Annotated in this window: 13 protein-coding genes; 10 read left to right on the top strand and 3 right to left on the bottom strand. The window is 68.5% G+C overall.

Going from position 1 to position 13584, the window contains the following annotated elements; all coding sequences use genetic code 11:
- Positions 1–16 precede the first annotated feature (16 nt).
- Together miaB and A5651_RS12430 are read left to right on the top strand one after the other, a co-directional pair.
- Complete coding sequence (miaB, locus tag A5651_RS12435) at positions 17–1552, top strand: tRNA (N6-isopentenyl adenosine(37)-C2)-methylthiotransferase MiaB (protein WP_082943731.1); 1536 nt, start codon at positions 17–19, stop codon at positions 1550–1552.
- A complete protein-coding gene (locus A5651_RS12430; RefSeq protein ID WP_066980509.1) occupies positions 1540–2148 on the top strand; it encodes a hypothetical protein in 609 nt (202 codons plus the stop codon). The genes miaB and A5651_RS12430 overlap by 13 nt, the downstream gene beginning before the upstream one ends.
- Here the strand turns inward: A5651_RS12430 and A5651_RS12425 are convergent.
- Positions 2145–3476: a DUF349 domain-containing protein gene (locus A5651_RS12425; RefSeq protein ID WP_066980506.1), complete on the bottom strand. Its 1332-nt coding sequence runs from the start codon at positions 3474–3476 to the stop codon at positions 2145–2147. The two genes, A5651_RS12430 and A5651_RS12425, sit on opposite strands and share 4 nt — an antisense overlap.
- A gap of 158 nt (positions 3477–3634) precedes the next feature.
- On the opposite strand from A5651_RS12425, the gene A5651_RS12420 reads away from it, so the two are divergent.
- From A5651_RS12420 to hflX, 5 genes are read left to right on the top strand one after another with little or no spacing between them, the layout of a single operon-like run.
- Positions 3635–4531: a DMT family transporter gene (locus A5651_RS12420; protein WP_066980503.1), complete on the top strand. Its 897-nt coding sequence runs from the start codon at positions 3635–3637 to the stop codon at positions 4529–4531.
- Positions 4525–5211 (top strand): hypothetical protein, encoded by a 687-nt coding sequence (locus A5651_RS12415; protein ID WP_066980500.1) that lies wholly within the window; start codon positions 4525–4527, stop codon positions 5209–5211. Before A5651_RS12420 ends, A5651_RS12415 begins: the two co-directional genes overlap by 7 nt.
- Positions 5208–6113: a tRNA (adenosine(37)-N6)-dimethylallyltransferase MiaA gene (gene miaA / locus A5651_RS12410; protein WP_066980497.1), complete on the top strand. Its 906-nt coding sequence runs from the start codon at positions 5208–5210 to the stop codon at positions 6111–6113. The genes A5651_RS12415 and miaA overlap by 4 nt, the downstream gene beginning before the upstream one ends.
- 4 nt (positions 6114–6117) lie before the next feature.
- The gene (dapF, locus tag A5651_RS12405; RefSeq protein WP_066980494.1) at positions 6118–6990 is read left to right on the top strand and encodes a diaminopimelate epimerase; all 873 of its coding nucleotides are present in this window, start codon (positions 6118–6120) and stop codon (positions 6988–6990) included.
- A 45-nt stretch (positions 6991–7035) separates the two neighbouring features.
- Positions 7036–8448 (top strand): GTPase HflX, encoded by a 1413-nt coding sequence (gene hflX, locus A5651_RS12400; RefSeq protein WP_066980491.1) that lies wholly within the window; start codon positions 7036–7038, stop codon positions 8446–8448.
- 48 nt (positions 8449–8496) lie between these two features.
- Here the strand turns inward: hflX and A5651_RS12395 are convergent, their stop codons facing one another.
- The gene (locus A5651_RS12395) at positions 8497–8739 is read right to left on the bottom strand and encodes a CsbD family protein (protein WP_066980489.1); all 243 of its coding nucleotides are present in this window, start codon (positions 8737–8739) and stop codon (positions 8497–8499) included.
- 168 nt (positions 8740–8907) lie between these two features.
- Here A5651_RS12395 and A5651_RS12390 point away from each other — a divergent pair, with 168 nt between their 5' ends.
- The gene (locus A5651_RS12390) at positions 8908–10068 is read left to right on the top strand and encodes an acyl-CoA dehydrogenase family protein (protein ID WP_066980485.1); all 1161 of its coding nucleotides are present in this window, start codon (positions 8908–8910) and stop codon (positions 10066–10068) included.
- 121 nt (positions 10069–10189) lie between these two features.
- On the top strand, positions 10190–12136 hold the full coding sequence (locus tag A5651_RS12385) for an LGFP repeat-containing protein (RefSeq protein WP_066980482.1): 1947 nt from the start codon (positions 10190–10192) through the stop codon (positions 12134–12136).
- A 3-nt stretch (positions 12137–12139) separates the two neighbouring features.
- Here the strand turns inward: A5651_RS12385 and lexA are convergent, their stop codons facing one another.
- On the bottom strand, positions 12140–12820 hold the full coding sequence (lexA, locus tag A5651_RS12380; protein WP_066980480.1) for a transcriptional repressor LexA: 681 nt from the start codon (positions 12818–12820) through the stop codon (positions 12140–12142).
- Between the two features lie 212 nt (positions 12821–13032).
- On the opposite strand from lexA, the gene A5651_RS12375 reads away from it, so the two are divergent.
- The gene (locus tag A5651_RS12375; protein WP_066980475.1) at positions 13033–13500 is read left to right on the top strand and encodes a LysM peptidoglycan-binding domain-containing protein; all 468 of its coding nucleotides are present in this window, start codon (positions 13033–13035) and stop codon (positions 13498–13500) included.
- The last annotated feature ends 84 nt before the right edge of the window (positions 13501–13584 follow it).

Genomic DNA, 13584 nt, shown 5'->3' with positions numbered 1-13584 from the left:
GCCGCCCGTAACTACCATGGGCCGGGTGACTTCGACCCCGACCGCTGCCTCCTCGCGCGAGCGCTCGTCGGTCGCACCACCACGCACCTACCAGGTGCGTACGTACGGCTGCCAGATGAACGTGCACGATTCCGAGCGGCTGGCAGGCCTGCTCGAGGCGGCCGGATACCAGCGTGCGGCCGACGGTGCCGACGCCGACGTCGTGGTGTTCAACACGTGCGCCGTGCGCGAGAACGCCGACAACAAGCTCTACGGCAACCTCAGCCACCTGGTGCCGCGCAAGCAGGCCAACCCGAACATGCAGATCGCCGTTGGCGGGTGTCTTGCCCAGAAGGACCGCGAAGCAGTGCTGCGCCAGGCCCCCTGGGTGGATGTCGTCTTCGGCACCCACAATATTGGGTCGCTTCCCACGCTGCTCGACCGAGCCAGGCACAACAAGGCCGCACAGGTCGAAATCGTGGAATCCTTGAAGGAATTCCCGTCGAACCTCCCTGCTGCGCGCGAATCCGCCTATGCGGGTTGGGTTTCCATATCGGTAGGGTGCAACAACACGTGCACGTTCTGCATCGTCCCTTCGCTGCGCGGCAAGGAGGTCGACCGCAGGCCCGGTGACGTGCTGGCCGAAGTGCAGGCGCTGGTCGACCATGGCGTCCTCGAGGTGACCCTGCTCGGGCAGAACGTCAACGCCTACGGTGTGTCGTTCGCCGACCCCGATCAGCCGCGCGATCGCGGGGCTTTTGCCCAGCTGCTGCGCGCGTGTGGGCGGATCGACGGGCTTGAACGGGTCCGGTTCACCTCACCGCACCCCGCCGAGTTCACCGACGACGTCATCGAAGCGATGGCCGAGACGCCGAATGTGTGCCCGGCACTTCACATGCCGCTCCAGTCGGGGTCCGACCGCGTGCTGCGGGCGATGCGGCGCTCCTACCGGTCCGACCGATTCCTGTCCATCGTCGGCAAGGTGCGCGCCGCGATCCCGCACGCCGCCATCACCACCGATCTGATCGTCGGCTTCCCCGGCGAGACCGAGCAGGACTTCCAAGAGACGCTCGACGTGGTGGCCGCCGCCCGATTCAGCGCAGCGTTCACGTTCCAGTACTCGAAGCGACCCGGCACACCGGCGGCCGAGCTCGACGGCCAGCTGCCGAAACCCGTTGTGCAGGAACGCTATCAGCGGCTGATCGATCTACAGGAGCGAATCTCGCTGGAGGAGAACATCGCCCAGATCGGCCGCACCGTCGAACTACTGGTGGCCGTCGGCGAAGGCCGCAAAGACACCCGCACGTCCAGGATGTCGGGCCGGGCGCGCGACGGCAGGCTGGTGCACTTCACGCCGCAAGGGGCCAACATCCGGCCGGGCGACATCGTCACCACCACCGTCACCGACGCCGCACCGCACCACCTGGTCGCCGACGGAACGGTGGGCTCGCACCGGCGCACCCGGGCAGGCGATGCGCACGAGGCGGGCCGTCGGCCACAGGGCGTGGGTCTGGGCATGCCTGGCGTCGGGGTGCCCGCAAGGCAGCCGGCAGCATCAGGATGTGCCCGGTGAGCGCAGGGAATTCGGGCAGCAGCTTCGAGGACTTCAAGGGCGACATCGAGGCCGTCGAACGCCGCGTCGCGCGTGAAATCGACCCGGGCGTAAGGGCATTGGCAATTGCCATCGCTGTGTTCGTGCTGCTGGTGACGTTCATCCTCCCGCACACCGGTCACGCCAGAGGCTGGGACGTGCTGGCAGGCGACGACGCCGCCATCGCGGCCGGCATCGCCCTGCCATCGCGCGTGTTCATCTGGCTGGCGCTCGTGTTCGGCGTCGGCTTCTCGATGCTGGCGCTGCTTACCCGGCGGTGGGCGCTGGCGTGGATCGCGCTGGCCGGTTCCACCCTGGCGTCGTTTACCGGTCTGCTCGCGGTGTGGTCCCGCCAAACCGCTGTCGCGCCGCACCCCGGGCCCGGCATCGGGCTGATCCTGGCGTGGATCACGATGATCGTGCTGACCTACAACTGGGCTCGGGTGGTGTGGACGCGCACCGCACTGCAACTCGCCGCCGAAGAGGAGCGGCGCAGGGCCGCAGCAGAACGGCAGAGCAAGGGCTTGCTGGACAGCCTCGACGACGACACCGACGGCGACGGGCCGTCGACGCGCTAGCCCTTCTGGCCGAGGGCCTCGGCCGCAGCCTCCGCCCACTGGCGCCACTGCGCGGCGTTGGCCCGTGCCTCTTCGGCGGCCTTGGTCTTGCCCGCCGCCGCAGCCTTCTCGGCCTGCCGCTCGTACTGCTCAGCACGTTCGCGGAACTGGTCGGCGCGTGCCTGGGCTTCTGGGTCCACGCCGCGAGTCGGCGCGTCGCGCACCGACTTCTCGATTGTCCGCAGCCGCCGTTCCAGCTCGGCGCCGCGCTCGCGGGGCACCTTGCCGATCTTGTCCCACTTGTCGCCGATGATGCGCAAGGCCGCGCGGGCGGCTTCCAGGTCGGAGGTGTCGATCTTCTCGGCTTCGGCCAGCAGCGCCTCTTTGGCCTGGGCGTTGGCCCGGAATTCCGCGTCGCGCTCGGCCGATACCGCGTTGCGCGCGACGAAGAAGGTGTCCTGGGCAGCCTTGAAGCGCTGCCACAGTGCGTCGTCGACGTCCTTGCTGGCCCGGCCCGCCGCCTTCCACTGCGCCAGCAGGTCGCGGAAGGTGGCCGCCGTCGGACCCCAGTCGGTGGAGTCGGCCAGGGCCTCGGCCTTTGCGCAGAGCGCTTCCTTGGCCTGACGGGCGCCCGCCCGCTCACGGTCGAGTTCGGCGAAGTGCGAGCCTCGGCGGCGGTTGAAGGCCTCGCGGGCCGCGGAATAGCGCTTCCACAGCGCGTCGTCGGTCTTGCGGTCCAACCCGGTGATCGTGCGCCACTCGTCGAGAATTTCGCGCAGCCGGTCGCCGGCTGCCTTCCACTGTGTGGAGGTGGCGGCCAGCTGTTCGGCCTCGGCTGCCAGCGCCTCCTTGCGGGCGGTCTGCTCGGCGCGGTGTTGTTCGCGGCGGGCCTTGTCGGCCGCGGCGGCGGAGCCCGCCTGCTCGACGATTGCGGCCAGCCGCGCGGCCAGGGCATCGATGTCGCCGAGCACCGATGCCGTAGCGAGGCTTTCAGCCAAGGTCGTGGCGGCCGACTTTATTTTGCGGGCATCGCCGGTGCCCGACGCCAGCCGGGTCTCCATGAGCGCGACCTCGGTGGCCAGGTCATCGAATCGCCTGCCGAAATGGGCGAAGGCCGCCTCGGTGTCGCCCGCCTGCCAGGACCCGATGACGCGTTCGCCGGCGCTGCTGATCAACCAGACGGTGCCGTCGGGATCCACCCTGCCGAACCGGTGCGGATCGACCGACGAGGCGACCGGCGCCCCGTGCACCGCGGCCGGTTTCGGACCGGGCCGGGGGCCGGGTCGCGGTGGTCCGGGACGGGGCACGGGTTTCGGGGCGGCGGTGCCGCCCGGCTCGCTGGTCGTCATTTCGTTTCTCGTACCTCCACGCAGGAGTTACCCGCGCACCTGCCGCGCACCGCGGCGCCCGTCTGCTTCACCCGCTATTCAAACAGGTCGCCGGGCGTCCGTACGCCGATGCCGCCATTTGCCTAGGCTCGTCACCGACGACGACGGGAGTTCGCAAAATGCCCAAGGCGGATATCGCCGCCCTGCTTGCCCTCGGGGCCGCCTTCTTCATCGCGGTCGGCGACGTTGTTCACCAGCACTCCGCGCACGAGGTCACCGACGAACCCGTCAGCCACTTCGAGTTGTTCACCCGGCTGTTGCGTGACCGTCGGTGGTGGCTCGGCAGCGTGGTCGCCGCGGTCGGCTTCGCACTGCAGGCGGCGGCGCTCGGCCTGGGTTCGGTGCTGCTGGTGCAGGCGCTGCTGGTGACGTCGCTGCTGTTCGCGTTGCCGATCAATGCGCGGGCGTGCGGACGGCGGGTGAGCCGGTGGGAGTGGATGTGGGCGGCGCTGCTCGCTGCGGCAGTGGCCGTGATCGTCACTGTCGGCAATCCGACCGAGGGGCACTCGCGCGCCTCCCTCGAGATGTGGATCGCCGTGGCCGTCGTGCTCGGGCCCGCGCTTGTGCTGTGTGTGGTGGGCGCCGGCATCGTCAAGGGGTCCGCAAGCGCCGTGCTGCTCGGCCTGGTCTCCGGGGCGCTGTGGGGTGTCTTCGCGGTGCTGACCAAGGGAGTCGTCGACCGGCTCGACCACGGTTTGTGGGCCGTGCTGCGCACACCCGAGCTGTATGTGTGGGCGATGGTTGCCGTCGCGGGCACGGCCTATCAGCAGGCGTCGTTTAGGGCCGGGTCGTTGACGGCCTCGCTGCCGACGATGACGGTCGCCGAACCGGTGGTCGGGTCCGTGCTCGGCGTCGTCGTGCTCGGCGAAACGCTGCGTCCCGGCGAGGCCGGCTGGTTCATCCTCGTCGCCGCGGTGGCCGTCATGGTCGTCGCGACTACCGCGCTGGCCCGCGGCGAAGCCGCCACCACTTCGGCGAAACAGGCACCGGCGAACGCTAGTTTGGGTGCGTGCTGAGCGCCATCGCGATCATTCCGTCGGCGCCGGTCATGATTCCCGCTCTCGCGTCTTCGGCCGCAGAGGAACTCGTCGCCCTGCGCGAGGCGGTGTTCGCGGCTGTCTCGTCGTTACCGCCGCGATGGATCGCCATCGGAGCGGGGACCACCGATTTGCGCGTCGGCCCCGAGGCGGTGGGCACGTTCGCCGGCTACGGCGTCGACGTGCCAGTCGCGCTGTCACCGGGCGCTGAGGCCGCCGCATGCGAACTACCGCTGTGCGCGCTGATCACCGGCTGGGTGCGCGGACAGGTCGACGCGCGGGCGAGCGCGGAGGTGCGGGTGCTCGACGCCGACCTGGATGCCGCGTCGGCGATGGAGCGCGGCAAGCGGTTGCGCGCCGAGATCGACGCCGCGGGGGAGCCGGTCGGTGTGCTCATCGTCGCCGACGGCCTGCACACGCTCACCCCGTCGGCGCCCGGCGGTCATGACCCCGACTCGATTCCCGTGCAGAGCGCGCTCGACAATGCCCTGGCCGGTGGTGACTCGTCCGCGCTGGCCCGCCTGCCGCGCGCCGTCGTCGGAAGGGTCGCCTATCAGGCGCTGGCCGGGCTCGTCACCTCCGCACCGCGCTCGGCCAAGGAGCTCTACCGCGGCGCGCCCTACGGTGTCGGGTACTTCGCCGGCGTCTGGCACCCATGAGGCCGCTGGCGGTCGTCGGCCCCACCGGCACCGGGAAGTCGGCGCTGGCACTGGACGTCGCCGAACGCGTGGGTGGGCACATCGTGAACGCCGATGCCATGCAGCTCTACCGCGGCATGGACATCGGCACCGCCAAGCTGCCGGTCGCCGAGCGCCGCGGGATACCGCACCACCAGCTCGACGTTCTGGACGTGACCGAGACCGCGACGGTCGCGCGCTACCAGCGCGAAGCTGCCGCCGACGTGGACGCAATCCTGGCCGCCGGCGAGCCGCCGATCATCGTCGGCGGCTCGATGCTCTACATCCAGTCGCTGCTCGATGAATGGGAGTTTCCTGCCACCGACGCAGCGGTCCGGGCCAAGTGGGAGCACCGGCTGGCCGAGATCGGGGCGGCGGCGCTGCACGGCGAACTGGGCCGGGTAGACCCCGCGGCCGCCGCGTCGATCCTGGGGACCGACGGCAGGCGCATCGTGCGAGCGCTCGAGGTGGTGGAGCTGACCGGTCGGCCGTTCGCGGCGTCGGCGCCTACCATCGGTGCGCCGCGTTGGGACACCGTCATCATCGGATTAGATTGGGAGACAAGCATTCTCGACGAGCGGCTGGCCTTGCGGACCGAGCGCATGTTCGCCGACGGACTCGTCGAAGAAGTGCGCACGCTGCTGGGCCGGGGGCTGCGCGACGGAGTGACGGCCTCCCGGGCGCTGGGCTACGCGCAGGTGATCGAGGATTTCGACCGTGGCGGCGATGGTTCGGCCGCGCGTGAACCGACGTTTATCGGAACCCGCCGCTACGTGCGACGGCAGCGGTCGTGGTTCCATCGTGACCACCGCATCACCTGGTTCGACGGCGGCGCCGCCGACGTTCTCGACGACACGCTGCGGCTATGGCGGCACGTATCCTGATCAGGTGATGTTCGCCAAGGGCCACGGTACGCAGAACGACTTCGTGCTGTTGCCCGATCTCGACGGCAAGCTTGCCCTGACCCGCGATGCGGTGGCTGCGCTGTGCGACCGTCGCCGGGGCATCGGCGCCGACGGCGTGCTGCGCGTCACGACCGCCGGCGCGGCCGCGACCGCCGGCGTGTTCGACCGGCTGCCCGAAGGGGTCGGCGAACGCGACTGGTACATGGACTACCGCAACGCCGACGGTTCGATAGCGCAGATGTGCGGCAACGGTGTTCGGGTTTTCGCGCACTATCTGCGCGCCAGCGGGCTGGAGAGCCGCGACGAGTTCGTCGTCGGATCGCTGGCCGGTCCGCGGCCGGTGGTGCTGCACAGCTGCGACGCCACCCACGCCGATGTCACCGTGGAAATGGGCAAGACCAACCAGCTCGGCACCGGTGAGGCGATCGTCGGCGGGCGGCCGTTTGCCGGGCTGGCCGTCGATGTCGGCAACCCGCATCTGGCATGCGTGGACCCCGATCTGACGGCAGAGGCGCTGGCGGCGCTGGACGTCGCGGCCCCGGTGCGCTTCGACGCCGCGCAGTTTCCCGACGGCGTCAACGTCGAAGTGCTGACCGCGCCGCGGAATGGGTCGGTGGCGATGCGGGTACACGAGCGGGGTGTCGGCGAAACACGTTCGTGCGGAACGGGAACCGTGGCCGCCGCCGTCGCGGCGCTGGCATCCCAGGGGGCGTCGACCGGCACGCTGGCGGTGCGCATCCCCGGCGGCGAGGTCAGCGTCACCGTCACCGACGCCACCAGCTACCTTCGCGGCCCGTCGGTTCTGGTGGCCAGCGGCGAGATCTCCGAGGAATGGTGGCGTGGCCAGCAGCGTTAATTGGGGTGCATGAACCATGATCTGCGTGCGAATCTCTATTCGCCTATGACGTCCGAATTCCCGTTCACCGAGACCCCGAGCGCGGGTGAACTTGCCCTCGAAGACCGCACGGCGCTGCGCCGCGTGGCCGGTCTGTCGACCGAACTCACCGACATCTCCGAGGTCGAGTACCGCCAATTGCGCCTGGAGCGTGTCGTGCTGGTCGGTGTCTGGACCGAGGGCAGTGCCGCCGACGCCGAAGCAAGCCTCGCCGAACTGGCCGCGCTGGCCGAAACCGCGGGCTCAGAGGTTCTCGACGGGCTGATCCAACGTCGCGACAAGCCCGACGCGTCGACCTACATCGGCTCGGGCAAGGCACAGGAACTCCGCGAGGTGGTACTGGCCACCGGCGCCGACACCGTCATCTGTGACGGCGAACTGAGCCCGGCACAGCTGACCGCGCTGGAGAAGGCCGTCAAGGTCAAGGTCATCGACCGCACCGCGTTGATCCTCGACATCTTCGCCCAGCACGCCACCAGCCGGGAGGGCAAGGCGCAGGTGACGCTGGCGCAGATGGAGTACATGCTGCCGCGGCTGCGTGGCTGGGGCGAGTCGATGTCTCGTCAGGCCGGCGGCCGTGCCGGCGGCAGCGGGGGCGGCGTGGGTCTGCGCGGCCCCGGCGAAACCAAAATCGAGACCGACCGTCGTCGCATCCGCGAACGAATGGCCAAGCTGCGCCACGACATCAAAGACATGAAGAAGGTCCGCGATACGCAACGCAGCCGCAGGCTGGACAGCGACGTGCCGTCGGTCGCGATCGTCGGCTACACCAACGCCGGCAAGTCGAGCCTGTTGAACGCGCTCACCGGCGCCGGCGTACTGGTGGAGAACGCGCTGTTCGCCACACTCGAACCCACGACGCGCAGAGGCGAATTCAGTGATGGGCGACCCTTCGTGCTGACCGACACCGTCGGTTTCGTACGACACCTGCCGACGCAGTTGGTGGAGGCATTCCGGTCCACGCTGGAGGAGGTCGTCGACGCCGACCTTCTGGTGCACGTGGTGGACGGCTCCGACGCCAACCCGCTGGCCCAGATCGACGCCGTGCGGCAGGTGATCAACGAGGTGATCGCCGACCATGACGGTCAGCCGGCACCGGAACTGGTGGTGGTCAACAAGATCGACGCCGCCGGCGGTCTCACCCTGGCCCAATTGCGGCGCGCGCTGCCCGGCGCTGTCTTCGTCTCCGCACGCACCGGCGACGGGCTCGACCAGTTACAGCATCGGATGGCGCAACTGGTGACGCCCACCGACACCACGGTGGACGTGACGATCCCGTACCACCGCGGCGACCTGGTGGCGCGCGTGCATTCCGATGGCAGGGTCGACGCCACCGAGCACCACCCCGAGGGCACACGGATCAAGGCTCGCGTGCCAGTTTCGCTGGCGGCCAGCCTCAGCGAGTTCGCGACCTTTTAGAGATACGAAAATGGGGCGCCTGTCGGCGCCCCATTTCCCAGCTCGTGATTACGGCCGTTGCTCGGCCTCTTGCCGCTTCTCGGCGGTCTTCGCCGCAGCGCGGGCGCTTTCGGCCTCGGCCTCCTTCTGGGCGGCGTTGCGCTGCGCCTCAGCCTTGTCCTGCTGCGCCTGGCCTTCGCGATACAGGTCGTCGCGACCCGCGACGGCGCCGGCCACTTCCTTGACCTTGCCCTTCACGCCTTCGACGACGCCCTTGACGGCTTCTTCGGGACCACTGTTGTTCTCGGCCATAACTCCTCCTTGAGAGTCGGTCAGTGACCCTTTCGTTCCCCCGCAGGCCACGTTGCTAAACGCGGGCCCGCGCAGCGGTGGCACACCTCACAACCCGGGCAACCAACCATTCGGTTGGGTGGTATATCGTCGTGCCCAAAGCCCCCCGCTATCTCTGGAGGTCCTCCCATGGGCAACGTCGTGAAATACGAGCGCACGCTGTTCGAGCCCGAACACGACCTCTTCCGCGACGCGTACCGCTCCTTCCTCGAGCGGCACGTCGCGCCGTATCACGACCAGTGGGAGAAGGACAAGATCGTCGACCGCGGCGTCTGGCTGGAAGCCGGCAAGCAGGGCTTCCTCGGCATGGCGGTGCCCGAGGAGTATGGCGGCGGCGGCAACCCAGACTTCCGATACAACGTCATCCTGACCGAGGAGACCACCGCTGGGCGCTACAGCGGCCTCGGCTTCGGCCTGCACAACGACATCATCGCCCCGTACCTACTGCATCTGGCGAACGAAGAGCAGAAGCAGCGCTGGCTGCCGAAGTTCTGCAGCGGCGAGATGATCACCGCCATCGCCATGACCGAGCCCGGCACCGGCAGCGATCTGCAAGGCATCAAGACCAAGGCGGTCAAGGAGGGCGACCACTACGTCCTCAACGGCGCCAAGACCTTCATCACCAACGGCATCAACGCCGATCTGGTTATCGTCGTCGCACAAACTGACCCCGAGAAGGGCGCCAAGGGCTTCTCGCTGCTGGTCGTCGAGCGAGGGATGGAGGGCTTCGAGCGGGGCCGTCACCTCGACAAGATCGGCCTGGACGCGCAGGACACCGCCGAACTGTCCTTCACCGACGTCAAGGTGCCCGCCGAGAACCTCCTCGGCGAGGAGGGCATGGGCTTCATCTACCTGATGCAGAACCTGCCGCAGGAACGCCTCAACATCGCTGTGATGGCCGCGGCGGCAATGGAAGCCGTGCTGACCGAGACGCTGCAATACGCCAAGGAGCGCAAGGCCTTTGGCAAGCCCATCGGAAGCCAACAGAACAGCCGCTTCGTGCTGGCTGAATTGGCAACGGAGGCAACGGTTGTGCGCATTATGGTCGACGAGTTCATCCGGCTGCACCTCGACGGGAAGCTGTCCGCCGAACAGGCGTCGATGGCGAAGTGGTATTCCACCGAGAAGCAGGTGCATCTCGTCGACCGCTGCCTGCAGCTGCACGGCGGCTACGGGTACATGCGGGAATACACTGTCGCGAGGGCCTATCTGGACGCGCGGGTGCAGACGATCTACGGCGGCACCACCGAGATCATGAAGGAGATCATCGGGCGCTCGCTGGGGGTGTAGAGCGCTCCCGAAAGCCAGTCGCCGAGAGGCCGCTTATCCCTACCGTTATCGTGTCTTTCCGACGGATAAGTGACGAACACGCTAGTTTCGGGGGGACTTTGCCGTAACCCGGGGAGGGTGGATGAGTGGGGAGCGTGCCCTGCTGAAGTCCGTAATCGGTCGCATCGCGGCTGCCGCACTGACTGCGACCGTCGGCCTCGTGCTGGCACCCGTGGCGTTGGCAAGCCCCGAATCCGATGCCGCTGCCGCGATTAACCAGGCATACGAGGCCGGTGGCGGTCCCACCGGATCGCTGGGCCCCAGCGACGGCGGTGTGTATCCCATTGGAGGCGGATTCGGCCAGAACTACGCAGGTGGCAAGATTTTCTTCACGCCCGACACCGGCGCGCACATCATGGGGGGCGCCATTCTGGAGAAGTACGAGTCGCTGGGCGGGCCTGCCGACAGCGACCTCGGCTTCCCGACGATCGACGAGGGGCCGGGCAAGATCAGCCCGGACAGCCGCAACACCACGTTCAGCGCCCAAGACAAACCGGTCATCTTCTGGACGCCCGACACCGGTGCTCACGTCGTACGCGGCGCCCTCAACGCCGCGTGGGACAAGCTCGGCGGCTCGGCGGGCGCGCTCGGCGTGCCTACCGAGGACGAGGTGTACAGCGGCGACATCGTGTCGCAGAAGTTCACCGGAGGCGAATTGTCGTGGAACCGGTCGACGAAGGAATTCACTACGGTCCCACCGGATCTCGCGGGACAGCTCGGCGGGCTGACCGTTCCCGAGGACGCGACATCGGCGATCAACGCAGCTCGCCGGGCCGCCGGTGGACCGCTCGGTCCGCTCGGCGCCAAGCAGGGGCCGCAGTACGCGATCGGGCAGGACGGCGCCGGGCAGGACTTCGCCGGCGGCAAGATCTTCTACAGCCCGGCGACGGGCGCGAACGTCGTCACCGGCCAGGTCCTGAAGAAGTACGAGGCGGCCGGCGGTCCGCAAGGAGACCTCGGCTTTCCCACCAGCAATGAGGCCGACGGCGGGTTGAAGACCGGCAGCCGGATCAGCGCGTTCTCGGCCGAGGACAAGCCGGCGATTTTCTGGACACCCGATTACGGGGCGTTCATCGTCCGCGGCGCGATGAACGCGGCGTGGGACAAACTCGGCGGCGCGACCGGCCCGCTCGGACCGCCGGTGGCCGATCAGACCGTCGATGGCAACGTCATCAAGCAACGGTTCACCGGCGGCGAGATCGCCTGGGACAAGGGAACGAACAAGTTCAGCACCCAGCCGGCCAATTTGGCCGGCGGGCTGGCCGGTTTGAGCGTGCCGGGTTACGAGCCGCCGTCGGCTTCGAACACCGCCGCTGCCAATTCCAAGAAGAACGACTGGTTCACCCCATCGTGGTGGTGGCTGCTTGCGGGCATCCCGCTGCTGGTTCTGGTCGCGCTGATTTTGGTTGCGACCCTGCGACACCGGCACCGCGGCGATGTCGAACGGTTCGACGACGATTACGACTACGACCTCGACCACGAGGCGCAAGCCGAGGAGGCCGAGGCACGCCTGGCGGGCGCCGAGGAGCGCTCCCGTGTGCAGCTGGCCGAAAACTACGGCCGCCCGCCGGAGGCCGCGCCCTACGGCCTGGGTGGGGTCGGGCACGACCCGTTCGAGGAGTCCGGCGAAGACGAGGTCGAAGAGTTCTCCAACCTCGAACCCGAGCCCGACGAATCGGACACCGCGCCGACGCCCATCCAATCTGACTCCGACGCGCCGTCCGGGCGCCATGCAGCGGTCGTGCTCGACGAGCCACCGGTCGAGGAACGCGATCCCGTCACCGCGCCCGTCGCCGACGTCGCCGAGGTGGCCACTGTGGCCGCAGACGACGAGCCGGAGGCGCAGACGGCGATCCACCTACCGCTCGACGACCCGTATTTGGCGCCTACCGGCTATCCGATCAAGGCCGACACCAAATCGGGTCTGTACTGGGGTCCGGAAAGCGACCTGTACGACCACGTTCCGGCCGAGGTGTACTTCGTCAGCGAAGAACTCGCCCGCGCCAACGGCTTCGTCAAGGCCGAATAGCGCTCAGATTTTTCGGATGACGGTGACGACCTTGCCGAGAACCGCGGCGTCGTTGCCCGGAATCGGATCGAAGGCCGGGTTGTGCGGCATCAGCCACACCTGTCCGCGGGTGCGCTTAAAAGTCTTCACGGTGGCTTCACCGTCGATCATTGCAGCGACGATGTCGCCGTTGTCGGCGACGTTCTGCTGACGCACGACCACCCAGTCGCCGTCGCAGATCGCCGCGTCGACCATCGAGTCGCCGACGACCTTGAGCAGGAACAGCGATCCTTCGCCTACGAGTTCGCGGGGGAGCGGGAAGACGTCTTCGACGGCTTGTTCGGCGAGGATCGGGCCGCCCGCCGCGATGCGGCCGAGCACCGGCACGAACGTCGGCTCCGGCAGCGCGTCGGAGCCGGCCACCTCCGTTCGCACCAGCGGTGTCACGGCGTCGTCTGCGCCGCGTACGTCGACTGCACGCGGCCGGTTCGGGTCGCGGCGCAAGTAGCCCTTGCGCTCGAGGGTCCGCAGCTGGTGCGCCACCGACGATGTCGAGGTCAGTCCGACCGCGTCACCGATTTCCCTGATGCTGGGGGGATAGCCGCGGCTGGTCACCGACGCGCGGATGACCTCAAGGATGGTGCGCTGCCGCTCGGTCAGGCCGCCTTCGGGCGCCCGGCGATCTTGGGGATTGTCCTCGCTCATGGCGCCGAATGTAGTCGCTGAACCCCCGAGAATCAAACATGTGTTCGAGGCGTGTCGCGGGCGCCGATCGGCTGGCGCACTGGCCGACCGGACTTGTCGGTGGCCTGCTCTATCGTTTGGCAACAGTTCGATCACATGTTCTATCAATCGAACACGTGATCGATTAGAGTTCGAACACAAGAGCGAACCAGCGAAGCGGAAGGCGGAGGAAAATGACTGTTCTGGACACCCGAGAGGTTTTCACGGCACCCGTCTTGCGGGCACCTCATCGCCCCTCCGCGACGCGTCGGCGCGCACCCGCGAGCAGGCGGCGTCCCGGCGGAGCGCCGATGCGCTACCGCGGTCCCGGTGTGGTGATGTCGCGCGCCTCGCATCGCAGGCGCCCCATCACGCCGGCCACCACGGTCGGGCTGGCTGTGCTCGCCGCGCTGATCACAGTGTGGCTGGGCGTCGTCGCCCAGTTCGGCGGCGTCGTCGGCGGCAACACCGACTCCTCGGCCTCGGTGCCGAACACGCTGGCTGTGGTCCGCGTGCAGTCGGGGGAGACGCTGCAGCAGGTCGCCCACCGGGTGGCGCCCGATGCGCCCGTCGCCCACGTCGTCGACCGCATTCGTGAGCTCAACAGGCTCGACACCGCGTCGGTTGACGCCGGGCAGACGCTCATCGCGCCGGTCGGCTGATCGTGTGGGCCGAAACGCCCTGCCGCACAACGGCCATGGTCGGCGGGCGGGTGCGGCAGGTACGCTCGGAGACGTTCGAGCGGG

This window comes from Mycobacterium sp. 1274761.0, from assembly GCF_001668615.1.
In the GTDB taxonomy this organism is placed as follows: Bacteria; Actinomycetota; Actinomycetes; order Mycobacteriales; family Mycobacteriaceae; genus Mycobacterium.
This window is presented reverse-complemented; position numbering and strand designations above follow the sequence as displayed.

Bases quoted from the DNA above. Each gene is read 5' to 3' on its own strand.
- A5651_RS12390 (WP_066980485.1), top strand. From the start codon at position 8,908: ATGGGCAACGTCGTGAAATACGAGCGCACGCTGTTCGAGCCCGAACAC.
- hflX (WP_066980491.1), top strand. From the start codon at position 7,036: ATGACGTCCGAATTCCCGTTCACCGAGACCCCGAGCGCGGGTGAACTT.
- A5651_RS12430 (WP_066980509.1), top strand. From the start codon at position 1,540: ATGTGCCCGGTGAGCGCAGGGAATTCGGGCAGCAGCTTCGAGGACTTC.
- A5651_RS12420 (WP_066980503.1), top strand. From the start codon at position 3,635: ATGCCCAAGGCGGATATCGCCGCCCTGCTTGCCCTCGGGGCCGCCTTC.
- lexA (WP_066980480.1), bottom strand. From the start codon at position 12,820: ATGAGCGAGGACAATCCCCAAGATCGCCGGGCGCCCGAAGGCGGCCTG.
- A5651_RS12425 (WP_066980506.1), bottom strand. From the start codon at position 3,476: ATGACGACCAGCGAGCCGGGCGGCACCGCCGCCCCGAAACCCGTGCCC.
- A5651_RS12375 (WP_066980475.1), top strand. From the start codon at position 13,033: ATGACTGTTCTGGACACCCGAGAGGTTTTCACGGCACCCGTCTTGCGG.
- A5651_RS12395 (WP_066980489.1), bottom strand. From the start codon at position 8,739: ATGGCCGAGAACAACAGTGGTCCCGAAGAAGCCGTCAAGGGCGTCGTC.
- miaA (WP_066980497.1), top strand. From the start codon at position 5,208: ATGAGGCCGCTGGCGGTCGTCGGCCCCACCGGCACCGGGAAGTCGGCG.
- A5651_RS12385 (WP_066980482.1), top strand. From the start codon at position 10,190: ATGAGTGGGGAGCGTGCCCTGCTGAAGTCCGTAATCGGTCGCATCGCG.
- miaB (WP_082943731.1), top strand. From the start codon at position 17: ATGGGCCGGGTGACTTCGACCCCGACCGCTGCCTCCTCGCGCGAGCGC.